The organism is Paracoccus sp. T5, assembly GCF_048538155.2.
GTDB lineage: Bacteria > Pseudomonadota > Alphaproteobacteria > Rhodobacterales > Rhodobacteraceae > Paracoccus.
Window position 1 is genome coordinate 3,081,018 of sequence record NZ_CM135809.1, and the last position, 23,616, is coordinate 3,104,633.

Here is a 23,616-nt window from a genome sequence, read left to right on the forward strand (position 1 = left end):
CTTGTCGCCGGTCGTACGAACATGCCGCATTCCGCGCCGCGACAGGAGAGACCCTTCATGACATCCATCACCCCCCTTGTTGCCGCAGCCGCGTTCCTGGGCTTGGGCGTTGCCGCCGCGTCCGCACAGGACATTACGGTGTCGTCCAAGATCGACACCGAAGGGGGGCTTTTGGGCAATGTCATCCTGATGGCGCTGGAGGATGCCGGGCTGCCGGTGCAGAACCGCCTGCAGCTGGGCGGCACGCCGATCATGCGCGACGCGATCACCTCGGGGCAGATCGACATCTATCCCGAATACACCGCCAACGGCGCCTTCTTCTTCAACGAGGCTGACAGCGACGTCTGGAAGGACGCCGAGGCTGGACTGGCCCGCGTCGCCGAGCTGGACCTGGAACAGAACGACATCGTCTGGCTGCAGCCTTCACCGGCCAACAACACCTGGGCCATCGCGCTGCGCCAGGACCTGGCGCAGGAGAACGACCTGACCACGATGAGCGAGATGGGCGAATGGATCGCCGGGGGCGGTGACATCAAGCTGGCCGCCTCGACCGAGTTCGTGACCTCGGCCGCCGCCCTGCCCGCCTTTCAGGAGGCCTATGGCTTTGCCATGAGCCCCGACCAACTGGTGCAGCTGTCGGGCGGCGACACGGCGGCCACGATCGCGGCGGCGGCGCAGCAGACCTCGGGCGTGAACGCGGCTATGGTCTATGGCACCGACGGCGGCATCGCGCCCGCCGGCCTGGTGGTGATGGAGGATGACAAGGGCGTGCAGCCCGTCTATCAGCCCGCCCCCATCGTCCGGGCCGAGGTCCTTGAGGCGCACCCCCAGATCCGCGAGGTCCTGGCCCCGATCTTCCAGGCGCTTGACCTGGAAACCCTGCAGGAGCTGAACGGCCGCATTCAGATCGGCGGCGAACCCGCCGATGCCGTGGCCCGTGACTTTCTGACGACCGCCGGTTTCCTCGACTGATGACCGCCCGGCTGGACCGGCCCGGCCTGCTGTTTGCCCTGATCGGGCTGGCGGGTCTGGTCCTGCCGCTGGTGCAGTTCAAGCCGAACCGCATCGTTCCGGGCGAAGGGATCACGCTTGCCGGCGCCCTGCCTGCGGGTTGGCCGTTGGCGGCGGCCCTGGCGGCGATCCTGCTGGCCGGCTGCCTGCATTGGCGCGCGACATTGCGCCTGGTCCTGGCGCTGGCGGCTGTGGTGGCGGTGCTGCTGTCGCTTGGCGCCGCCGCGACCCATCTGACGCCCCCCGACAACACCCTGGCGCGCGTCGCCCCCGCCACCGGCTTCTGGCTGCTGCTGCTGGGTTTTGCCCTGATGCTGGCCGATGCGCTGGCGCGGCTGCGTCCTTCGCTGATCCTGCGCTGGATGCTGCTGGGCGGGGCCTTGGCACTGGTCGTGGGGCTGCTGGCCTCGGGCGCGCTGGAGGGCGTGTCGGTGATGCGCGAATACGCGGTGCGACGGGACAGTTTTGTGCGCGAGGCGCAGGCGCATCTGCTGCTGGCCTTCGGCTCGCTTGGGCTCGCGCTGGCGGTGGGCCTGCCGCTTGGCGTCGGCATCCACCAGTCGCCCGCGCTGCGGCGCCCGGTCCTGTCGGTCCTGAACGTGCTGCAGACGATCCCGTCGCTGGCGCTGTTCGGCATCATGATCCCGATCTTCGGCTGGATCGCGGCCACCGTCCCGGGGGCCGCGCAGGCCGGCGTGTCGGGCATCGGCGTCTTTCCTGCGCTGGTGGCGCTGTTTCTCTATTCGCTGCTGCCGGTCGTCTCGAACACGCTGACCGGCCTCATGGGCGTCAGCCCTGCCACGCAGGAGGCCGCGACGGGCCTCGGCCTGACCCGTGTCCAGGTTCTGGCGCAGGTGCTGGTGCCGCTGGCGCTGCCGGTGCTGCTGGCGGCGGTGCGGATCGTGCTGGTCCAGAACATCGGGCTGGCGGTGATCGCCGGCTTGATCGGCGGCGGCGGCTTTGGCACCTTTGTCTTTCAGGGGTTGAACCAGACGGCCATGGATCTGGTTCTTCTGGGGGCCCTGCCCACCATCGCGCTGGCCCTGATTGCGGGCATCGCCATGGACCTGCTGGTCGAGGCCGCCTCGCGCCGCCCGAAAGGAGACCGCCCATGATCGAGATCCGCAATCTGACGAAGATCTACGACGGGACGGCGGCGGTGGACGATGTCAGCCTGACGGTCGAACGCGGCCAGATCGCGGCACTGGTCGGAACCTCGGGCTCGGGCAAGACCACGCTGCTGCGCATGATCAACCGGCTGGTGGAACCGACCAGCGGCCAGGTGTTGATCGACGGGCAGGACACGCATGCGCTGCCCGGCTACCTGCTGCGCCGCCGCATCGGCTATGCCATCCAAGGCCACGGGCTGTTTCCGCACCGCACCGTCGGCCAGAACATCGCCACCGTGCCCCGGCTGCTGGGCTGGACCGCCGGGCAGATCCGCGAGCGCGTGGACGAGCTGCTGTCGCTGTTCCAGCTGGACCCCGACGCCTTTCGCGACCGCATGCCGCACGAGTTGTCGGGCGGCCAGCAGCAGCGGGTGGGCGTCGCGCGGGCGCTGGCCGCCAAGCCGGACCTGCTGTTGATGGACGAGCCCTTTGGCGCGCTGGACCCGGTGATCCGCGCCAAGGCCCAGGACGACCTGCGCCAGATCCAGCGGCAGCTGGGAACGACGCTGATCCTGGTCACCCATGACATGGAGGAGGCCGTGTCCCTGGGCGACCGGATCGCGGTCATGGACAAGGGCCGTCTGGTCCAGTATGCCCCGCCGGCCGAGATCCTGACCGCCCCCGCCACGCCCTTCGTCCGTGACCTGATCGGGCTGGACCAGCGGCCCTTCCACCTGCTGTCGCTGACCCCCGCCCATGCCATCGCCACCGAGGGCCAGGCAGAGGGCCTGCCCATCGCGCGCGAGGCCAGCCTGCGCGACGCCCTGGCCGAATGCCTGTGGAGCGGCCGCGACGCCCTGCCCCTGGAAGGCGGCGGCGTTGTGACGCTGGCGGCGCTGCGGGCGCAGGCCGCCCCCCTGGCCCGGGCCGCCGAATGACCGGACGGGTCCTGCTGGCGGCGGCCGTGCTGTTCCTGCTGGCCTTTCTGGCCAGTCCGGACAGCTTTGCCTGGCTGTTCCAGCCCGTGACCCGCAACAACGCGCCGGCCATCTACACCCAGACCTCGCTGCTGTCGCTGACGCTGTCGCATCTGGTGCTGGTGGGACTGGCGGTGGCGGCCTCGACCGCGGTGGCGCTGGTGCTGGCGGTGCTGGTCACCCGGCCCGCCGGACGCGAGTTCCTGCCGCTGGCACGCACCGTTACCTCGGTCGGGCAGACCTTTCCGCCCGTCGCCGTGCTGGCGCTGGCGGTGCCGATCATGGGCTTTGGTGCGGGGCCCACCCTGGTCGCGCTGTTCCTTTATGGACTGCTGCCGGTGTTCGAGAACACGCTGGCGGGCCTGACCGGCCAGCCCCCGAACGTGGCCGAGGCTGCGCGCGGCATGGGCCTGACCCCGTGGCAGCGGCTGTGGCAGGTCGATCTGCCGCTGGCGCTGCCGGTGATCCTGACGGGGATGCGGCTGACGGCGGTGATCTCGCTTGGCACGGCCACCATCGGCTCGACCGTGGCGGCCCGCACCTTGGGCGAGGTCATCATCGCGGGGCTTCTGTCGTCGAATACTGCCTTCGTGCTGCAGGGCGGCATGGTCGTGGGCATCATCGCCGTGCTGATCCACGAAGGCTTCCAGATGCTGGAGCGGACGGCCGCCCGGCGCGTGGGCCTGAACCGTTAGAAGCCCGGTCCCAGCACCTTGGACAGCGTGCCCGGCAACGGCGGCTTGTCGTCGAACCTAATCCCGGCTTCGATATGGCGCAGATGCTGGTCCAGCAGCGCCAGTGCCTGCGCCTCGTCCCGCGCCTCGATGGCGGCGACGATGCGGGCATGCTCGTCCTCGGCACAGAGCGTCCCGGGCCCCGTCGCGTAAAGCCCGATGATCAGCGAACTGCGCATCGTCAGCTCGTCCAGATAGCGCGCCAGGACCGGATTGCCGCCGATCCGCGCCAGTAGCGTGTGAAAGCCGCGCGACAGGCGGATCTTGGTCGGGCGGTTGTCCTGCCCCCGCGCCGCATCCTCCTGCGCCAGGTGCTGGTGCAGTGCCGCGATGTCCTGGTCCGAGGCCAGACGGATGACATTGCGACAGATGGTCGTCTCGATCGCGCGGCGGGCCTGAAAGACGTCGCGGGCATCCTGAGGTGTCGGGGTGGCGACATAGGCGCCGCGGTTTGGCAGGTGATCCACCACCTGCCAGGCTGTCAGCATCGACAGCGCCCGGCGCACATGCACCCGGTTGCAGGCAAATAGATCGGACAGCGCCTGTTCGCCCAGCTTGGTGCCCGCCTGCAGCCGCTGGTCGGCGATGGCGTCCAGGATGCTGTCGACGATAAGCGTTTCCAAGGGCTTTTCCATCCCTTCCAAATTGCATCTTCCGAAAGCCGCCGCAACATTGTTTCGCCCAAGGAATGGGCAGGAAATAAAGGTTATGGATTGTTAACAATCAGTGGTAACAAAGTTCCGACTCAAGGAACGGAGAGACCGATGAAACTGGTCGTCATCAACCCCAATTCCACGCAGACGATGACCGACAAGATCATCGCCTCGGCCCGCGCGGTGGCCGCCCACGGCGTCGAGGTCGAGGGCCGCACCGCCCATGGCGCCCCCGCCAGCATCGAGGGCCATTACGACGAGGTCATGTCTGCCGCCCACCTGCTGCGCGAGGTGCAGCAGGCCGAGGCCCAGGGCGCGGATGCCATCGTCGTCGCCTGTTTCGACGACCCGGCCATCGGCGCCTGCCGCGAGGTGGCAACCGGACCGGTGCTTGGCATCTGCGAGGCGGGCGTAAAGGCCGCCAGCATGATCGCGACGTCGTTTTCCATCGTCACGACTCTGCCGCGATCCGTCCCCGTGATCGAGGAACTGGTGCGGAAATATGGCCTCGGTCACCAATGCCGCCGGGTGCGCTCGGCCGCGATTCCGGTTCTGGCGCTGGAGGAGCCCGGCTCGAATGCCCGCCAGCTGGTCCGGGCCGAGATCCTGCGCGCCATCGAGGAGGACCGTTGCGAGGCCGTCGTCCTCGGCTGTGCCGGCATGTCGGACCTGACTGAATGGCTGAGCGAGGAGACCGGCATCCCGGTCATCGACGGCGTGACCGTCGCCACGAAATTCGCCGAGGCGCTGGTGGGCGCCGGGCTGAGGACCTCCAAGATCGGCGCCTACGCGCAGCCGATCCAAAAATAAGAAAAACCGCCACATCTCAGACAGGGAGTCTGACACATGACCCATACGGGAATGGCCGCGGACCACGCGCCGCTTGCGGCGCAGGGCGCGGATGACAAGAAGTTCGGAGAGGAATCGCTGGCCCCGCAGCAGGTGCGCATCATGGACCCCTGGTCCTACCTGTTCGCCTGGCTGGGCGGCTGCGTCAGCATCGGCACCTTCACGGTCGGATCGGGCCTGGTGGGCACGCTGAACCTGATCCAGACCGTGCTGGCCATCGCCATCGGCTGCACGGTGATCGGCGTGGCGCTGATGATCAACGGCCGCGCGGGCCATAAATACGGCATCCCCTTCATGGTGCAGGCGCGATCCGCCTATGGGTTTTCGGGGACGCGGCTGCCGGCGCTGGTGCGCTCGGTCCCGGCAATCGTGTGGTACGGGTTCCAGAGCTGGATCGGCGCCGGGGCGCTGAACCTGGTGGCGGAAACCATGTTCGGCTATTCCAACATCTGGGTCTTCTTCATCGGCTTCCAGTTCCTGCAGATCGGCCTGTCGGTGCTGGGCTTTCACGGCATCAAGTGGCTGGAGAACATCGGCGCGGTCTTCATCATCGGCGCGCTGGTCTACATGTTCTTTTCGGTGATCGGCCGTTACGGCGACCAGATCAGCACCAACCTGATCCAGGCCGAGGGCACCTGGGGCGCGCCCTTCTGGGGGGCCACGATGCTGTTCCTGGGCGTCTATTCGACGATGATGCTGAACGTGTCCGACTATTCGCGCGAATTGCAGCACAGGGTCGGGCCGGGACGGCAGGTGGCGATCTATGCCAACTCGATCCTGCCGGCGACGCTGTTCATGGGGCTGATCGGCCTGATGGTCTCCAGCGCGACCGGAGAGGTCGATCCGATCCGCGTCTTTGCCAGCGCCGTGGACAACAAGATCCTGCTGGTCGTGACGCTGCTGTTCATCGCCTTTGCACAAGTGACGACGAACATCCTCAACAATGTCGTGCCGCCCGCCTATGCAATGATGGACGTGTTCAAGCTGCCGTTCAAGGCGGCGGCGGTGATCGTGGGCCTGCTGGCGTTCGCGACCTTCCCCTGGCTGCTGGTGCGCGACGAATCGGCAGCGGGGCTGGGGCTGTTCATCCAGACCTACAGCGCCTTCCTGGGACCGATCTTCGCGATCCTGGTGGTGGATTACTACGTGATCCGCCGCCAGACGCTGGACCTGGACAAGCTCTATGATGCCGCCGGTCCCTATCGCGGCATCAACCCCGCGGCGGTCATCGCCACCGCGGTGGGTGTCGTCGTGGCGCTGATCTTTTCGGGGGTCAGCTGGTACGCCAGCCTGATCCCGGCGGGCCTCAGCTATTACCTGCTGATGCAGGTTCTGCCCTCGGCCCGCCGCTTCCGCGACTGAACACGGGTGACGGCACCAGGAAAGCCCCCGCCACGGCGGGGGCTTTCGCATGTCAGGCGGACGTCACCGGCTTGGCATGCCAGATGTCCTGCATGTAGCCCCGGATCGTCCGGTCCGACGAGAAGAAGCCCGACCGCGCGATGTTCAGGGCCGCCATCCGATCCCAGCTGGTCGGATCGCGATAGGCCCGGTCCACCTGCCGCTGCATGTCGAAATAGCCGTCGAAGTCCGAGGCGACCAGGAAGGGGTCGTCGTGCCAGGTCCGGTCCAGCAGCGAATAATAGCTGTCGGCCCGGCCAAACCGCCCCTCGGCGATCAGCTGCAGCGCGACCTTCAGGTCCTGGCTGCGCTCGATGGCGGTGCGGGCATGACCCGGCGTCGCCTTCTCGGCTTCGGCCTCGGCCGCCGTCAGGCCGAACAGGAAGAAGTTCTCGGCCCCGACCAGTTCGCGGATCTCGACATTCGCGCCGTCCAGCGTGCCGATGGTCAGCGCGCCGTTCATGGTGAACTTCATGTTGCCGGTGCCGGACGCCTCCTTGCCGGCGGTGCTGATCTGTTCGGACAGGTCGGCGGCGGGGATCAGGTCCTCGGCCATCGAAACGTTGTAGTTCGGCGGATAGGCGATCTGCAAGTATTTCGATGTCACCGGATCGCTGTTGATCGTCGCGGCCACGTCGTTGATCAGGTGGATCACCGATTTCGCCAGCCAGTATCCGGGTGCCGCCTTGCCACCGAAGATCTTGACGCGCGGGGTCCAGTCGCCGTTCGGATCGTCATGGATACGGCCCCACAGGGCGATCGCCTCCAGGATGTTCAGCAGCTGCCGCTTGTATTCGTGCATCCGCTTGATCTGGACGTCGAAGATCGCATCGGGGTCGGCCTTGACCCCCAGATCGGTCAGCAGGCCGTTCGACAGCCAGACCTTGTTGGCGCGCTTGGCGGCCCGCAGCCGGTCGCGGAAGCCCGCATCCTCGGCATGGGGCTCCAGCCCCTTCAGCTGGTCCAGGTCGGCGGTCCAGCCGGTGCCGATCGTGTCGTCCAGAAGCCGCGCCAGCGCGGGGTTCGCCATGCGCAACCAGCGGCGCGGCGCGACGCCGTTGGTCTGGTTCACGATCCGGTCGGGATGCAGCTTGTGCAGGTCGGCAAAGACTGTGTCCTTGACCAGGCCGGTGTGCAGCGCCGACACGCCGTTCACGCGGCCCGCCATGATGAAGGCCAGTTCGCCCATATGCACCTGGTCGCCATGGACGATGCCGACATGGGCGGGGCGGTTGGTGGCCCGGCGGTGATCCTCGTCGATCATCTGGATGATCTGCATGTGGCGCGGCAGCACGCGGCCCATCAGCCAAGTCGACCAACGCTCCAGCGCCTCGGGCAGCAGCGTGTGGTTGGTGTAGTTCAGCGACCGCTGTGCCAGATCTCGGGCGCGGTCGAAGGACAGGCCGTGGACATCCATCAGCAGGCGGATCAGTTCGGGGCCGGCGATGGCCGGATGGGTGTCGTTCAGCTGGATCGCCACCTTTTCGGGCAGCTGGTCCAGGTCCTCGCCATGTTCGGCCAGAAAGCGGCGCAGGATGTCCTGCAGCGCGGCCGAGGTCAGGAAATATTCCTGCTTCAGCCGCAGCTCCTTGCCGGATTCGGTGGTGTCGTCGGGGTACAGCACCCGCGACAGCGTCCGGGCCAGCGCCTCGGGTTCGGCCGCAGCCGTGTAATCGCCCGCGTTGAAGCGCGGCAGGTCCAGAAGCGTGGTGGGATGGGCGCCCCACAGCCGCAGGCTGTTGGCCCAGGTTCCGCCCCAGCCGATCACCGGCGTGTCATAGGCGCGCGCGATGACGCTTTCGCCTGGATGCCAAACGGCGCGTCCGTCCACCGTTTCGACATGGCCCTTGAACCCGATCTCGTAGCTGTAGTCGATGCGCACGAATTCCCAGGGGTGCGGCTGGTTCAGCCAGTCCTCGGGCGTCTCGACCTGCTGGCCGCCCTCGAACCGCTGCCGGAACAGCCCGTGTTCATAGCGGATGCCATAGCCGAAGGCCGGGCAATGCAACGAGGACAGCGATTCCATAAAGCAGGCCGCCAGCCGCCCCAAGCCGCCGTTGCCAAGTGCGGCATCGGGCTCGTCGTCCAGGATCTCCTGCTCGTCCAGGCCCAGCAGGGTCAGCGCCTCGGCCATCGCGGGCTCCAGCCCCAGGTTGACGATCGCGTCGCCCAGGATGCGGCCGATCAGGAATTCCATCGACAGGTAATAGACCCGCTTGGCCCCCTGATCCCGCGCCGCGCGGATCGCCTCGACCCAGGGGCCCACCATCAGATCGCGCACGGTATAGCTGACGGCCAGGCGCCAGTCGAAAACGGTTGCGAATTCCGGACCCCGGCCCTGGGTGTGGGTCAGGTGATGCAGGATCTGATCGCGCAGGTCCTGCGCCGAGAGAGAATGGGACAAATTCGGCCTCATGGGCTGGATAAAATCAGGACAACCAGACGCGAGCATAGGGCGGCAGGACCAGCATGTCGTCATGCAGCGCCACCGTCGCGTCAGACAGGATGTCGCGCATAGCCGCCACGCCTTGAAAGCGCAACCAGTCGCCCGACACCTGTTGCCAGCTTTCGGTGAAGTTGAAAAGGCAAACTATGCTCCCGCTCGGCGCGAGTCGTGCAAAGGCAAAGACCGCCGGATTGCCGCTGTCCCGGATCTGCGTCGGATGCGCCCCGTGCAGCCCGTCGCATTGGCGGCGGCGCTGCAGGATGGCGCGGGTGCCGTGCAGGATGCGGCCTTCGGCCGAGGCCGGGTCGGCGCTGGCGCGGGCCGCGCGGTCCCAGTCCATCGCCGGTCGGTGCAGCCAGCGGCTGTCATGCGCGTGCTCCGGCACCTGCAGATAGCCGTGGTCGTTGGTCAGTCCCAGCTCGTCGCCCATGTAGATCAGCGGGATGCCGCCAAAGCTGGCGATCAGGGCATGGCCCATCAGGATGCGATCGATCGCCAGGTCGACCGCGCCCGGATTGCCCGAGGCCAGCCCCGCCTCCAGCCCGGCCAGCGAGGCGAAGCTGCCCGAGATGCGCCTGTCCCCCGTCTCGGGGTTCACCTGGAACAACTCGCCACGCGCGAAGCTGCCTGGAAAGCTGCCGTCGTAGAAATCCGACAGGAAGGCGCGATGCGCCGGCCCCGACAGGCCCAGGGCGCCGGCATCCTCGTCCGTCACCGCCCATCCGATATCGTCATGGCATCGGATATAGGTCGCATAGGTGGCGTTGGTCAGCACGGGCGGGAAATGCGTGTCCAGAACATGCGTCATCAGCCGCGTGTCGCGCGTGGCCAGGGCCGACCAGTACTGGACCATCAGGCTGTTGTGATAGGCCAGGTTGCCCTGCCGCCCGTCATGTTCGCCCCGCCCGAAATAGGTCAGCATCTCGGCCGGCCCGACGATCGCCTCCTCCAGGTGGATCACTGCACTGGCGGCGATCCGGGTGCAGGCGCGCAGGGCGCGCAGCAGCAGGTGCACCTCGGGCTGGCTCTGGCAGGTGGTGCCCATGCGCTTCCACATGAAAGCCACCGCATCCAGGCGCAGCACGTCGACGCCCTTGTTGGCCAGGTTCAGCATGATCGAGACCATCTCGAGGAAGACACGCGGATTGGCCCAGTTCAGGTCCCACTGGTGTTCGTTGAAGGTGGTCCAGACCCATTTGCCGAATTCGGGGTAATGGGTAAAGCTGCCCGGCGCGGTATCGGGAAAGATCTCGACCAGGGACTGTTCGTAGGCGCGGGGCAGCGTGTCGTCGTCGAACATCAGGTACATGTCCTGGTATTCGGGATCGCCCGCCGCCGCCCGCCGCGCCCAGTCATGTTCCTTGGCCGTGTGATTCAGCACCAGGTCGATGCAGAGCGACATCCCCCGGCCGCGCAGCGCGTCCGCCAGCCGCTCCAGGTCGGCCATGTTGCCATGGGCCGGATTGATCTGGCGATAGTCCATCACCGAATAGCCGCCGTCGCTGTCGCCCGGGCGGGGCATCAGGCAGGGCATCAGGTGCACATAGCTGATCCCCAGGTCGCGCAGGTAGTCCAGCCGGTCATGCACCCCGGCCAGATCGCCGGCGAAGCGGTCGATATAGAAGACGTATCCCGCCATCTGCGAGCGCTGGAACCAGTCGGGCTCCAAGTCGCGCATCAGGTCCAGCCGCTGCAAGTCGGCGGGCCGCGCGTCCCAGCCGTCGCGCAGCACCTGAGCCAGCTGCCGGCAGAAGGCGTCATAGTCGGCGCGCCCGCCATAAAGCCGCTCCAGCATCGGCCAGAGGTCGGGGGCACTGCGCGCCATGCGCATGTCGAAGAGGGTGGTGGGACCTTGGGTCATCTGTCCTGGCTCTGGTCGGTAAGAACGAAGGCGACAACGCTCTCGGCGGGGATCGGTTCGTCCGCCTGCGCGGGCTCGTCGGGGTCGCTGTCGCGGGTGCTGTCCAGTCGGCGGCGCCAATGCCCGCCCCGCACCGCGTCGGGCAGGCGCACCCTCGCGCCGTGACCGTTGTTGAAGACGACAAAGACCGCACCCGTCAGGGCCGCATAGGCCGGCGTGCCCGAGGCCATGCGCATCTCGGCCGCCAGCAGGCGCAGGTGAGGGTCGTTCCAGTCGTCGGTGGTCATCGCCGCGCCATCGGCCCGGCGCCAGAACAGGTCGGGCAAGCCATCCTGTTCGCGGGCCTGGCTGTGCAGGAACCGCCTTTGCCGTAGGATCGGGTGTGCGCGGCGAAAGGCGATCACCCGGCGGACAAAGTCCAGAAAGACCGGGTCGGCGTTGTCCCAGTCGACCCATCCGATCGGGTTGTCCTGGCAATAGGCGTTGTTGTTGCCGCCCTGGGAATTGCCCAGCTCGTCCCCGGCCAGCAGCATGGGCGTGCCCTGGCTCAGCATCAGGGTTGCGATCAGGTTGCGGCGGCGGCGGTTGCGCCGGGCGCGGATCGCCGGATCGTCCGTGGGCCCTTCGACCCCCATGTTGTCGGACAGGTTGTGCCCGTGGCCGTCGCGGTTGTCCTCGCCATTGGCGGCGTTGTGCTTGTTGGCATAGCTGACCGTGTCCATCAGCGTGAAGCCGTCATGGGCCGCGATGAAGTTGACGCTGGAGGTGGCCGCCCGTCCGTCATGGTCAAAGCGTGCCGCAGACCCCGCCACCCGCTTGGCCAGCTTGCCAAGCCGCCCCGGATCGCCGCGCCAGAAGCTGCGGATCTGGTCGCGGAAGCGGTCGTTCCATTCGGCGAAGGGGGCGGGATAGGCGCCCAGCTGATAGCCGTCATGGCCCAGGTCCCAGGGCTCGGCGATCAGCTTGACCTGGTTCAGGACCGGGTCCTGGCGGATCGCCCGGAACAGCGGGGCGTCGCGTTCAAAGACGCCGCGCGTGCGGCCCAGGACCGAGGCCAGGTCAAAGCGGAACCCGTCCACATGCATCACCTGCACCCAGTAGCGCAGGCTGTCCATTACCAGCCGCAGCGCAAAGGGGTTGTCCAGGTTCAGCACGTTTCCCGTCCCTGCGTCGTTGACATAGAAACGCGGATCTTCGGCCAGTCGGTAATAGGAGGCGTTGTCCAGCCCGCGAAAACTGAGCGTCGGGCCCAGTTCGTTCCCCTCGGCGGTGTGGTTATAGACCACGTCCAGGATCACCTCGATCCCGGCGCGGTGAAACCGCGCGACCATCTGCTGGAACTCGGCGATCTCGCCCGTCTGCATGTAGCGCGGCTCGGGCGCGAAAAAGCCATAGGACATGTAGCCCCAATAGTTCCGCAGCCCCTTGTCGGTCAGGAAACGGTCATCGGCAAAGGCATGGACCGGCAGCAGTTCGACCGCGGTGACGCCAAGCCGCGTCAGGTGGTCCAGCACCGGCTCGGAGGCCAGGGCCAGATAGGTGCCGGGATGCGCCAGGTCGGCACGCCCGGCGGTCAGTCCCTTCACATGCGCCTCGTAAATCACCGTCTCGGTCAGCGGGCGGCACAGCGGGTGGTCGTGGCCCCAGGAAAAACTGGGATCGACCACCACCGATTTCGGCATGTGATGGGCGCTGTCGCGGCGATCAAAGGACAGGTCGGCATCGGCATGGCCCGCGCGAAAGCCGAACAGCGCGTCATGGTTGCGGGGCGTGCCGGTCAGCTGCTTGGCATAGGGGTCGATCAGCAGCTTGTGCGGGTTGAAGCGGTGGCCCTCCTGCGGGCGATATGGGCCGTGGACGCGATAGCCATAGCGCTGGCCGGGGCGCAGCCCCTCGATGCGGCCATGCCACACATGACCCTCGCGTTCGGGCAGGTCGATCCGCGTCTCGCGGTGCCCGTCGAAGAGGCAGAGGACCACGCGTTCGGCATGTTGCGAGAAGAGCGCAAAGTTCACCCCGGCGCCGTCGAAGGTCGCCCCCAGGGGCGTCGGCTGACCGGCCGAAATGGCATGCATTGAGGTCATCGAGTCCCGGCCAGATCGGCATAAAGCGCGGCATAGGCCGCCGCGGACTGGCCCCAGCCCACCGGCTGCGCCATCGCATTGGCCTGCAGCTGCGTCCATGTCGGCCCGTCCCGATACAGGCTGTTCAGGCGGACCAGCGCGCTGCGCAGCGCCTGCGCGGTCACCGGGGCGAACTGGATGCCGGTCGCCACACCCTGCGCCAGCGCGGCGGGCGAGGCGTTGATGACGGTGTCGGCCAGCCCCCCGGTCAGCGCCACGACCGGTACCGTGCCATAGCGCAGCCCGTACATCTGCGTCAGCCCGCAGGGTTCGAACCGCGATGGCACCAGGATGGCATCGCCCCCCGCGATCAGCCGATGCGAGAAACCCTCGTCATAGCCGATGCGCACCGCCACGTTCGGATCTGCGGCGGCATGGCGGAACGCCTGCTCGAGCCCCGGATCGCCCGAACCCAGCACCGCCAGCTGGCCGCCCTGCTCCAGCAGGGTCGGCAGCACCTCCAGGATCAGGTCCAGCCCCTTCTGGTGGGACATGCGCGACACGATCACGCAGAGCGGACCTTCGGCCGGGGGCAGGCCCAGTTCGGCCTGCAGGGCGGCCTTGGCCGCGATCTTGCCCGCAGGCGTCGAATAGGGCGTGATGGCGGGATCGGTGGCGGGGTTCCAGGCATCCTCGTCGATGCCGTTCAGGATGCCGTGCAGCACGTCCCGGCGGTGGCGCATCACCCCGTCCAGCCCCATGCCGAATTCCGGGGTCATCAGCTCCTCGGCATAGCTGGGCGAGACGGTGGTCAGCGCATCCGCCCCCATCAGCCCCGCCTTGAGCGCCGAGATCCCGCCCCAGAATTCATAACCTTCGCTGTGAAAGCGGCCGGGGTCCAGCCGCAGCGACGACAGGCGCCAGGGGTCGGTCGATCCGGTAAAGGCGATGTTGTGGATGGTCAGCAGCGTGCACACGTCGCGGGCGCCCATCTGGCGCAGGTATTCGGTCGCGAAACCGGCCTGCCAGTCATGGCCGTGCAGCACCTGCGGCCGCCAGCCCCCCGCGCCATGCGCGGCGACATGCGCCCCGACCCAGGACAGCGCGGCAAAGCGTTCCGGGTTGTCCGGCCAGTCGCGGCCGTCCGGCGCCAGATAGGGACCGCCGCTGCGCGCGAACAGGTGCGGCGCGTCGATCACCAGCAGGTCCAGCCCCGCCGCCTGTCCCTGCAACAGGCGGGCCGCGCCGCCAAAGAGGTCGTCGAAGCGGCCGACTTCGGCCGTGTCCAGCAATGCGGCCATCACTGCCGGATAGCCCGGCAGCAGGGTCCGCATCCGCACCCCGTGGCCGGCCAACGCGGCGGGCAGCGCGCCCACCACGTCGGCCAGGCCACCGGTCTTGACCAGGGGCGCGCATTCCGAAGCAACAGAAAGAACCTGCATCACAGCGACGCCGCCCGCCGGTCCAGCATGTCCTGGGTGATCAGCGTGATGCCGCGGTCGGTGACGCGGAACCAGCGGGCGTCGTCCTGCGGGTCCTCCCCCACGACCAGCCCTTCGGGGATCACCACGCGGGAATCGATCACGACGTTGCGCAGGCGCGCCCGGCGGTTGACGGTGACATAGGGCAGCACCACCGCATGATCCAGGATGGCATAGCTGTTCGTGTGCACCTCGGTGAACAGCAGCGAGTTGCGGATCTCGGTCCCCGAGATGATGCACCCCCCCGACACCATGGACGAGATCGCGATGCCGCGCCGGTCCTTTTCGTCATGGATGAACTTGGCCGGCGGGGTGCTTTCGGAATAGGTCCAGATCGGCCAGTCCGTGTCCCACAGATCCAGTTCGGGCGTGAAGTCCGTCAGGTCGATATTGGCCTGCCAGAAGGCATCAACCGTTCCCACATCCTTCCAATAGGCAGGTGCCCCCGGGGCGCGGACGCAGGACGTGTCAAAGCGGTGCGACATCGCCTTGCCGTTCTTCACGATGTCGGGGATCAGGTCGGTACCGAAATCATGGCTGGAATTGGGATCCTCGGCGTCGCGCAGCAGCAGGTCACGCAGGAAGCTCCACTTGAAGACATAGATCCCCATGGACGCCAGCGCCTTGTCGGGATGGCCGGGCATCGCGGGCGGATCGGCGGGCTTTTCCAGGAACGAGACGATGCGCCCGTCGTCGTCGACATGCATGACGCCAAAGGCGCTGGCCTCTTCGCGCGGGACGGTCAGGCAGCCAACGGTCACGTCGGCGTCGTTCTCGACATGCTCGCACAGCATGATCTCGTAATCCATCTTGTAGATATGGTCGCCCGCCAGGATGACGATGTAATCGACATCGTAATCGTCCACGATGTCGATGTTCTGGGTGACCGCATCGGCCGTGCCGCGATACCAGGTGTGTTCGCACACGCGCTGGCTGGCGGGAAGGATATCCAGAAACTCGTTCCGTTCGGCCCGAAAGAAGTTCCAGCCGCGCTGGCAATGCCGGATCAGGCTGTGCGCCTTGTATTGCGTGGCGACGGCGATCTTGCGGATGCCCGAATTCATCGCGTTCGACAGGGCGAAATCGACGATGCGGGTCTTGCCGCCGAAATAGACGGCCGGCTTGACGCGCCGGTCCGTCAGCTCTTGCAGGCGGCTGCCCCGCCCTCCCGCCAAGACGAAGGCCATCGCCCGCCGTGTCAGCCTTTGCGTTTCAACCATCTTCAACTCCCCCCTCGAAATCTCATTCACCCGCCACAAGGATCACCACCGACAGCGGCGGCAGGGTGACCGTGATCGAGGCGGGTTGCCCGTCCTGCCCCGCCCCGTCGGCGTGAACGCCGCCCAGGTTGCCCATGCCGCTGCCCCCGTAGATGGTGGCGTCGGTATTCAACGCTTCTCGCCATGGGCCGGGTTGCGGCACGCCGACACGAAATTCCGGACGCGGCACGGGGGTGAAGTTGCACAGCACCACCACCGGCGGATCGCCCGCCTCGCCGCGGCGGATCCAGGCATAGGTCGACTGCGCCGGATCGGTGGCGATCCACTGAAAGCCGTCCGCTTCCGCATCCTTGACATGCAGGGCGGGCGTCCGGCGATAAAGCCGGTTCAGGTCGCGCACCAGCGCCTGCACGCCCTTGTGCATCGGCAACTCGGCCGCCTGCCAGTTCAGATCGCCATTGTGGTTCCATTCCTCGGGCTGGGCGAATTCGCAGCCCATGAACAGCAGCTTCTTGCCAGGATGGCCCCACATGAAGCCGTAGAAGGCGCGCAGGTTCGCGAATTGCTGCCATTCGTCGCCGGGCATCTTGCGCAGCATGCTGCCCTTGCCGTGAACCACCTCGTCATGGCTGATCGGCAGGATGAAATTCTCGCTGAAGGCATACATCAGCCCGAAGGTCATCAGGTCATGGTGGTGGCGCCGATGGACCGGGTCGTGCGCCATGTAGCGCAGCGTGTCGTTCATCCAGCCCATGTTCCACTTGAACCCAAAACCCAGGCCGCCCGCATCGACCGGGGCCGAGACCTTGGGAAAGGACGTGCTCTCCTCGGCCACGGTCATGATGCCGGGCTGTTCGCCATGGGTCGCGATGTTCATGTTGCGAAGAAAATCGATCGCCTCGTAATTCTCGCGACCGCCATCCCGGTTGGGCACCCATTCGCCGTCCCTGCGCGAATAGTCGCGATAGAGCATCGAGGCGACCGCATCCACGCGCATCCCGTCGACGTGATATTCCTCCAACCAGTAGAGCGCGTTCGAGATCAGAAAGTTCTGCACCTCGGTCCGGCCATAGTTGTAGATCAGCGTGTTCCAGTCCTGGTGGAACCCCTCGCGCGGGTCCTCGTGCTCATAGAGCGCGGTGCCGTCGAAACGCGCCAGCCCGTGCGCGTCGCTGGGGAAATGGCCGGGCACCCAGTCCAGCAGCACGCCCAGGCCCGCCTGATGCGCGGCCTCGACCAGGTCGCGGAACTCGTGCGGGGGGCCAAAGCGGATGGTCGGGGCAAAAAGCCCCACGGGCTGGTATCCCCAGGACCCGTCAAAGGGAAATTCGCTGACCGGCAGCAGCTCCAGATGCGTGAAGCCCATGTCGCTGGCATAGCCCACCAGCTCCTCGGCCATCTCCCTGTAGGACAGCGGCCGTCCGGCCTCGGTCCATTTGCGCCGCCAGCTGCCCAGATGAACCTCGTAGATGCTGATCGGCGCCCTGCGGTCCTGCACGGCCGCGCGGGACGCCATCCAGTCGGCATCCTTCCAGCCATAGCCTGCGATATCGCGCACGACGCTGGCCTTTTCGGGCGGGTGCTGGCTGCCGAAGCCGACCGGATCGGCCTTTTGCAGGACGCCGCCCTGCGCATCCAGGATCTCGTACTTGTAAAGGCACCCCTCGCCCAGGCCGGGCAGGAAGATCTCCCACAGGCCGCTGCCGCCGACGCGCCGCATCGGGTGGCGGCGCCCGTCCCATGCATTGAAGTCGCCCACGACCGAGACCTGCCGCGCGTTCGGCGCCCAGACCGCGAAATGGACGCCCGCCGCCCCTTCATGGGTCATCACATGCGCGCCAAGCGCCTGCCACAGCCGGCGATGCGTCCCCTCGCCCAGCAGATGCAGATCGACCTCGCCCAGGACCGGGCCAAAGCGATGGTCGTCCCGGGCATCCGGTCGTGGCGGTGGGTTCTTCCTGTCCATGCCCCCACTCTAGAGGGATCACAGTTGAGGGCAATCGCCCGGTTGGCGCTAACCTTCGCTTTTTCCTGCTGATAGAACCGTGCTTCAATGACCCGAATCCGACAATGCAGGAGACGACTGAATGACGGAATGGTGGCGCGACGCGGTGATCTATCAGATCTATCCCCGCAGCTTTCAGGACAGCAACGGCGACGGCATCGGCGATCTGCCCGGCATCACGCGGCGGCTGGATCACGTGGCATCCCTGGGCGCGGACGCGATCTGGCTGTCTCCGATCTTCACCTCGCCGATGAAGGACATGGGCTATGACGTGTCGGACTATACCGGCATCGATCCGCTGTTCGGCACCATGGCGGATTTCGACGCGCTGATCGCCCGCGCCCATGAACTGGGGCTGAAGGTCATCATCGACCAGGTCATCAGCCATTCCAGCGACAAGCATCCCTGGTTCGCCGAAAGCCGCGTGGACCGCACCAATCCCAAGGCCGACTGGTATGTCTGGGCCGATCCGAACCCGGACGGGACGCCGCCGAACAACTGGCTGGCGGTCTTCGGCGGCCATGCCTGGGAATGGGAGCCGCGGCGCCGGCAGTATTACCTGCACAACTTCCTGATCCAGCAGCCGGACCTGAACCTGTGGAACCCGGCCGTGCAGGACGCGCTGCTGGAAACGATGCGCTTCTGGCTGGAACGGGGCGTCGACGGATTCCGCCTGGACACGGTCAACTACTACTTCCACGACGACCAGCTGCGCGACAACCCCCCGAACCCGGTCTATGACGGGCCCGATGTCTATGCCTGGCAGCGCCATGTCCAGTCGCGCAACCGGCCCGAGAACGTCGCCTTCCTCAAGCGGATGCGCGCGCTGACCGACGAATTCGACGACCGCATGATGGTGGGCGAGGTCGGCGACAACGGCCAGACCGCCATCGACATCATGGCGGAATACACCGCCGGCACCGATCGTCTGCACATGTGCTACAGCTTCGAGATGCTCAGCCGGACCTTCACCGCCCGGCATTTCCGCAACACCATCCAGGGCGTGCAGAAGCACGCGCCCGACGGACATTCCTGCTGGTCCTTCTCGAACCACGACATCGTCCGGCATGTGACCCGGTGGGCCGAACACGCCGCCGATTCCGATGCGCTGGCCAGGCAGGCCGTGGCGATGCTCCTGTCCTTTCCGGGCACGATCTGCCTCTATCAGGGCGAGGAACTGGGCCAGACCGAGACCGAGCTGGTCTTCGAGGAACTGACCGATCCCCCCGCCCTGCGCTATTGGCCCGAGATCAAGGGCCGCGACGGCTGCCGCACGCCGATGGTCTGGGACGCCTCGCAGCCGCATGCGGGCTTCACGACGGGCCAGCCTTGGCTGCCGGTCAAGGACCCTCAGGCCGCCCGTGCCGTGGCCGGCCAGCAGGATCAGAACAACAGCATGCTCTCGGCCTATCGCGCCAGCATCGCCTTCCGCAAGGCGCAGCCCGCGCTGCGGTGGGGGACCGCGCGGTTCCTGGAGCTGCCCGAACCGATCCTGGGCTTCCAGCGCGACCACCAGGGCCAGGTGCTGACCTGCGTCTTCAACCTGTCGGCGCATCCGGTGACCCTGACCGTCGCGGGTGACGCGGCCATGACCGGCCCGGTCGCGGCGGAACTGGAAGGGGATCGCCTGACGCTGCCCGCCAACGGCCATGCCTGGCTGACGGGCGCGGTGGACCTGTCGGCCTGAGCTTCGGCGGCGGCCGGGCTCAGCCCTCCGGCCGCCGCCACACGAACAGCGCCAGGGCCAGGTACAGCGCCGCGCCGCCAAACAGGATCGCCCAGAAGGGATTGCCGGTCCACAGTTCCAGCACGGCCCAGGCCAGCGGCAGCACCACGCTGGCCACCCGCACCCACAGGTGCCGGAAAAAGGGGGCGTTCGGATCGACCATCATCTGCATGTTTCCTTGTCTCGGGGCGGCGTCGGGGCGGACCGGTTCGGTCAATCGCTGCGCCGGGGGGTCCGGGGGGCCGGCCCCCCGGCGGTCGCGGGATCAAACAGGCCGCGCTGCCAGGGCGGGTCGCCGGCAAAGGCCTGGGCGATGTGGTCGATCAGGGCACGGGTCTTGCGCGGCATCGGCCGGATCGGCGGCCAGACGAGGCTGACCGGCAGCGGCCGTTGCGGCAGGTCCGGCAGCAGCCGCACCAGCCGCCCGTCGCGCAGCGCGTCATGGACGATGAACAGCGGCAGCAGCGCGAGCCCCAGGCCGCCGATCGCCATATCCCGCATCGCCTCGCCGTTGTTGGCGGTGATGCGGCCCAGGCGCGGCGGCTGGATCGCCGGACCAAAGGGCCAGATCTCGCCAAGGCGGGCGTTCAGATAGCCGATGGCGCTGTGCCGGGCCAGGTCGGCGGCGCGGTCCAGCGGCCCGTGCCGCGCCAGGTACTCCGGGCTGGCCACCAGGGCGCGCGGATCCTCGCACAGCCGCCGGGCCATCAGGCTGCTGTCCTTCAGATGACCGATCCGCAGCCCCAGGTCAAAACCCGCCCGCCCCAGGTCCATGTGGCGGTCATCGTAATCCAGCACGATCTCCAGCTCCGGATGGGCCTGCGCGAACCGCGCGATCACCGGCCCCAGGTGGCGGATACTGAAACTCATCGGCGCGGCGACGGCCAGCCGACCACGCAATTCGGCCTCAGGCCCCGTGACGCTTTCGGCTGCTGCGACCAGCTCGGCCAGGGCCGGGCGCAACCGCTCGGCCAGGGTCAGCGCGCTGTCGGTGGGCGCGATCCGGCCGGCATGGCGGGTGAACAGCGCAAGGCCCAAGGCCGCTTCGAAATCGCTGATCCGCTTGCTGACCACCGATTTCGACAGATCCGCCCGCGCCGCCGCCCCCGAGATGCTGCCCGCATCCAGAACCGCCAGAAACGTCTCGATGTCGCTGATCGTCCATCCCATCGGGGCAGCATATCCCATGCCGGCCCGTTCGCAATACGCGAACGCCGCGTTGCGCCTGTGCCCGCTGCCGCGAACGGCAGCTTTGCGCCATATGGATCCCAAGACAAGGAAAGGAGCCACCTCATGCAACTGACCGGGATCCACCACCTGACCGCCATCACCGCCGATGCGCCGGGCAACAACCGTTTCTATACCCAGACACTGGGCCTCCGCCGGGTCAAGAAGACCGTGAACCAGGACGATACCTCGGCCTATCACCTCTTCTTCGCCGATGGTGCGGGCACGCCCGGCACCGACATCACCTTTTTTGATTGGCCCGCCGCGCGCGAACGTCGCGGTACAAACGCGATCACCCGCACCGGCCTGCGCGTGGGCCAGGACAGCCTGGACTGGTGGGCCGGCCGCCTGAGCGGGCTGGGGGTGCGGACGGGCAAGATCGCGCTGCTGGACGGGCGCCCCAGCCTAGATGTCGAGGATCCCGAGGGCCAGCGCCTGCGCCTGGTCGCGGCCCCCCTGCCGGAGGGCCGGCCCTGGGCCCAGGCCGACATCCCGGCCCAGCACCAGATCCGCGGCCTGGGGCCGATCACGATCTCGGTTCCCGATCTGGCCCCGACCGCAGCCGTGCTGACCCAGGTCATGAACATGCGCCAGGTGCGCGATTACGCCAGCCCCGACGGCCAGGGCCAGGTCCATGTCTTCGAGATGGGCGAAGGCGGCGCCGCGGCGGAGCTGCATGTCGCGGTGCAGCCGGACCTGCCGCAGGCGCGGCAGGGCGCGGGTGGCGTCCACCACGTCGCCTTCCGCGTGCCCGATACCGCCGCCCTGACCGAATGGACCCGCCGCGTGGCTGGCCACCGTGTGCCCAATTCCGGAGAGGTCGAGCGCTATTATTTCCGCTCGCTCTACTTCCGCGAGCCTGGAGGCAACCTGTTCGAACTTGCGACCGACGGCCCCGGCTTCGACGTGGACGAGCCGCAGGAGACGATGGGCCAGGGCCTGTCCCTGCCCCCCTTTCTGGAGGACCGGCGCGCCGAGATCGAGGCCCGGCTGAAACCGCTGGCCTGAGACGGGGGCCGCCATGATCCTTGTTGGCCGATCACACGTGATCTGCCGGTCATGGCGACCCTTCAACGGTCGAAAGACAAAGCACGCACGAACGACCCCCGGATCGGACCGCCGGACCCCTCGCCCGTCAGGGGCGTTGCGCTCAGCCCGGGTTCCGCGAAGCACAGGCCCATGATAGCGACGATGAAGGAGAACGCCATGATCAAGACCCCGCAGCAGGTGCTGGATTTCTGGTTTTCGGACGAGATGCGGCCCAACTGGTTCGCCAAGTCCGACCAGGTCGATGCCCGCATCCGCGAGGATTTTGCCGACACCTATACGGCGGCCCATGACGGGCAGCTGGACGGTTGGATGGAGGACGCCGACAGCGCACTGGCGATGGTGATCGCGCTGGACCAGTTCCCGCGCAACATCTTTCGCGGCAGCCCGCGCAGCTTTGAAAGCAACGACCTGGCGCTGCGACACGCCAAGGCCGCGCTGGATCGCGGCCATGACCAACAGCAGTCGCCGGAGCGGCGGCAGTTCCTCTACCTGCCCTTCATGCACAGCGAGGAGCTGGCCGACCAGGAACGCTCGGTCCAGCTCTACGAAGCCTTAGGCAACGAACATTCGCTGCATTTCGCGCGCGACCATCGCGACATCGTCGCCCGCTTCGGCCGCTTTCCGCACCGCAATGCCGTCCTGGGCCGCGACAGCACCCCCGAGGAAGCCGAGTTCCTCAAGACGCATACGGGCTTCTGACCTTGCCCCTGCCGCAGGGAGTCCCTAGCCTTGCGGCAGGAGGCCCGCATGACCAATCTGCCCTGCTTTTACGCGCCCGACACCGCCGCCCATGACCCGCAGTTCTGGATGTTGCGCGGCGTGCCGATGCGCAACAAGGAAACCGCCGAACGCGCGGACCGCCTGCTGGCGGGCCTGGCGCAGGCGGGGCTGACGGCCCTGAACCCGCCGCGCGCCGACCACGCGCCGATGCGCCAGGTGCATACGGCGCGCTATCTGAATTTCCTGCGCGAGGGCTGGGCCGAATGGCAAAAGGCCCCCGGCGCGGGCCCCGAGGTGGTGGCGAACCTGCATCCGCAAAAGGCCACGCAGACCTATCCGCAGGGGATCACCGGGCGCGCGGGCTGGCACATGTCGGACACGGGCTGCCCCCTTGGCCGCGACACCTATGCCGCCGCGCTGCGGGGCGTCGACACGGCGCTGGCGGCCACGCAGGCGGTCCTGGACGGCGCGCGGGCGGCCTATGCCCTCTGCCGCCCGCCGGGGCATCACGCCGATGCGGATACGGCGGCAGGACACTGCTTTCTGAACAATTCCGCCATCGCGGCCCAGGCCCTGCGCGCCCGCCACGACCGGGTGGCGGTCCTGGACATCGACGTGCATCACGGCAACGGCACGCAGGAGATCTTCTATGACCGGGCCGATGTGCTGACGGTCTCGGTTCATGCGGCGCCCGATGCCTTTTATCCCTTCTACCTGGGCTATGACCACGAAACCGGGCGCGGGGACGGCCAGGGCATGAACCTGAACCTGCCGCTGCCGCTCGGGTCGGGCGATGCGAATTGGCTGGCCGCCATCGACCGGGGACTGGAGCGCATCAGGGCCTTTGCGCCCCAGGCGCTGGTCCTAGCCCTGGGGCTGGACGCGCACGAGAACGACCCCTTCCGCGGGCTTCGCGTGACCACCGCGGGCTTTGCCCTGGCGGCGGCGCGAATCAAGGCGGCCGGCCTGCCCACGGTGATTGTGCAGGAGGGCGGCTACATGTCCGAGGATCTGACCCTGAACCTCGCCAGCTTCCTGCGGGGCTGGATCGAGGCCCCCTGACCGCCCTATAGGGGGCGCAAC

19 protein-coding genes are annotated in these 23,616 nt (G+C 67.4%); 10 read left to right on the forward strand and 9 right to left on the reverse strand.

The window, feature by feature from the left end; genetic code table 11:
* The first annotated feature begins 57 nt into the window (after positions 1 to 57).
* The 4 genes from osmF to ACNR9W_RS15260 are packed head-to-tail and all read left to right on the forward strand — an operon-like array spanning position 58 to position 3,792.
* On the forward strand, positions 58 to 972 hold the full coding sequence (osmF, locus tag ACNR9W_RS15245; RefSeq protein ID WP_419268413.1) for a glycine betaine ABC transporter substrate-binding protein OsmF: 915 nt from the start codon (positions 58 to 60) through the stop codon (positions 970 to 972).
* Complete coding sequence (locus ACNR9W_RS15250; protein WP_419268414.1) at positions 972 to 2,126, forward strand: ABC transporter permease; 1,155 nt, start codon at positions 972 to 974, stop codon at positions 2,124 to 2,126. The genes osmF and ACNR9W_RS15250 overlap by 1 nt, the downstream gene beginning before the upstream one ends.
* A complete protein-coding gene (locus ACNR9W_RS15255; RefSeq protein ID WP_419268415.1) occupies positions 2,123 to 3,058 on the forward strand; it encodes an ABC transporter ATP-binding protein in 936 nt (311 codons plus the stop codon). Before ACNR9W_RS15250 ends, ACNR9W_RS15255 begins: the two co-directional genes overlap by 4 nt.
* Positions 3,055 to 3,792: an ABC transporter permease gene (locus ACNR9W_RS15260; RefSeq protein ID WP_419268416.1), complete on the forward strand. Its 738-nt coding sequence runs from the start codon at positions 3,055 to 3,057 to the stop codon at positions 3,790 to 3,792. Before ACNR9W_RS15255 ends, ACNR9W_RS15260 begins: the two co-directional genes overlap by 4 nt.
* Here ACNR9W_RS15260 and ACNR9W_RS15265 read toward each other — a convergent pair.
* A complete protein-coding gene (locus ACNR9W_RS15265; protein WP_458478532.1) occupies positions 3,789 to 4,454 on the reverse strand; it encodes a GntR family transcriptional regulator in 666 nt (221 codons plus the stop codon). The genes ACNR9W_RS15260 and ACNR9W_RS15265 overlap by 4 nt on opposite strands.
* Before the next feature lie 141 nt (positions 4,455 to 4,595).
* Between ACNR9W_RS15265 and ACNR9W_RS15270 the strand changes: the two genes are divergently transcribed.
* Both ACNR9W_RS15270 and ACNR9W_RS15275 read left to right on the forward strand, forming a co-directional pair.
* A complete protein-coding gene (locus ACNR9W_RS15270) occupies positions 4,596 to 5,294 on the forward strand; it encodes an aspartate/glutamate racemase family protein (RefSeq protein WP_419268418.1) in 699 nt (232 codons plus the stop codon).
* A 36-nt stretch (positions 5,295 to 5,330) separates the two neighbouring features.
* The gene (locus ACNR9W_RS15275) at positions 5,331 to 6,695 is read left to right on the forward strand and encodes an NCS1 family transporter (RefSeq protein ID WP_419268419.1); all 1,365 of its coding nucleotides are present in this window, start codon (positions 5,331 to 5,333) and stop codon (positions 6,693 to 6,695) included.
* Between the two features lie 52 nt (positions 6,696 to 6,747).
* Here the strand turns inward: ACNR9W_RS15275 and ACNR9W_RS15280 are convergent, their stop codons facing one another.
* From ACNR9W_RS15280 to glgB, 6 genes are read right to left on the reverse strand one after another with little or no spacing between them, the layout of a single operon-like run.
* The gene (locus tag ACNR9W_RS15280) at positions 6,748 to 9,150 is read right to left on the reverse strand and encodes a glycogen/starch/alpha-glucan phosphorylase (RefSeq protein ID WP_419268421.1); all 2,403 of its coding nucleotides are present in this window, start codon (positions 9,148 to 9,150) and stop codon (positions 6,748 to 6,750) included.
* Between the two features lie 13 nt (positions 9,151 to 9,163).
* Positions 9,164 to 11,041 carry an amylosucrase gene (locus ACNR9W_RS15285; protein ID WP_419268422.1) on the reverse strand — a complete coding sequence of 626 codons (1,878 nt, stop codon included), beginning with the start codon at positions 11,039 to 11,041 and terminating at the stop codon, positions 9,164 to 9,166.
* Positions 11,038 to 13,125: a glycogen debranching protein GlgX gene (glgX, locus tag ACNR9W_RS15290; RefSeq protein WP_419268423.1), complete on the reverse strand. Its 2,088-nt coding sequence runs from the start codon at positions 13,123 to 13,125 to the stop codon at positions 11,038 to 11,040. Before glgX ends, ACNR9W_RS15285 begins: the two co-directional genes overlap by 4 nt.
* Positions 13,122 to 14,549, reverse strand: coding sequence for a glycogen synthase GlgA (gene glgA / locus ACNR9W_RS15295; RefSeq protein ID WP_419268424.1), 1,428 nt, complete (start codon positions 14,547 to 14,549; stop codon positions 13,122 to 13,124). The genes glgX and glgA overlap by 4 nt, the downstream gene beginning before the upstream one ends.
* A complete protein-coding gene (gene glgC, locus ACNR9W_RS15300; protein ID WP_419268425.1) occupies positions 14,546 to 15,805 on the reverse strand; it encodes a glucose-1-phosphate adenylyltransferase in 1,260 nt (419 codons plus the stop codon). The genes glgA and glgC overlap by 4 nt, the downstream gene beginning before the upstream one ends.
* 22 nt (positions 15,806 to 15,827) lie before the next feature.
* Positions 15,828 to 17,771: a 1,4-alpha-glucan branching protein GlgB gene (gene glgB / locus ACNR9W_RS15305; RefSeq protein ID WP_419268426.1), complete on the reverse strand. Its 1,944-nt coding sequence runs from the start codon at positions 17,769 to 17,771 to the stop codon at positions 15,828 to 15,830.
* 121 nt (positions 17,772 to 17,892) lie between these two features.
* On the opposite strand from glgB, the gene ACNR9W_RS15310 reads away from it, so the two are divergent.
* Positions 17,893 to 19,497 carry an alpha-glucosidase family protein gene (locus ACNR9W_RS15310; protein ID WP_419268427.1) on the forward strand — a complete coding sequence of 535 codons (1,605 nt, stop codon included), beginning with the start codon at positions 17,893 to 17,895 and terminating at the stop codon, positions 19,495 to 19,497.
* A 19-nt stretch (positions 19,498 to 19,516) separates the two neighbouring features.
* On the opposite strand, the gene ACNR9W_RS15315 is transcribed toward ACNR9W_RS15310, so the two are convergent.
* Together ACNR9W_RS15315 and ACNR9W_RS15320 are read right to left on the reverse strand one after the other, a co-directional pair.
* A complete protein-coding gene (locus ACNR9W_RS15315; protein ID WP_419268428.1) occupies positions 19,517 to 19,702 on the reverse strand; it encodes a hypothetical protein in 186 nt (61 codons plus the stop codon).
* A gap of 47 nt (positions 19,703 to 19,749) precedes the next feature.
* A complete protein-coding gene (locus ACNR9W_RS15320; protein WP_419268429.1) occupies positions 19,750 to 20,706 on the reverse strand; it encodes a LysR family transcriptional regulator in 957 nt (318 codons plus the stop codon).
* 123 nt (positions 20,707 to 20,829) lie between these two features.
* Here ACNR9W_RS15320 and ACNR9W_RS15325 point away from each other — a divergent pair, with 123 nt between their 5' ends.
* The 3 genes from ACNR9W_RS15325 (at position 20,830) to ACNR9W_RS15335 (ending at position 23,595) form a co-directional block, all read left to right on the forward strand.
* The gene (locus ACNR9W_RS15325; protein ID WP_419268430.1) at positions 20,830 to 21,771 is read left to right on the forward strand and encodes a ring-cleaving dioxygenase; all 942 of its coding nucleotides are present in this window, start codon (positions 20,830 to 20,832) and stop codon (positions 21,769 to 21,771) included.
* A 198-nt stretch (positions 21,772 to 21,969) separates the two neighbouring features.
* A complete protein-coding gene (locus ACNR9W_RS15330; RefSeq protein WP_419268431.1) occupies positions 21,970 to 22,512 on the forward strand; it encodes a DUF924 family protein in 543 nt (180 codons plus the stop codon).
* Positions 22,513 to 22,560: 48 nt separating this feature from the next.
* Positions 22,561 to 23,595: a histone deacetylase family protein gene (locus ACNR9W_RS15335; protein WP_419268432.1), complete on the forward strand. Its 1,035-nt coding sequence runs from the start codon at positions 22,561 to 22,563 to the stop codon at positions 23,593 to 23,595.
* Positions 23,596 to 23,616 lie beyond the last annotated feature (21 nt).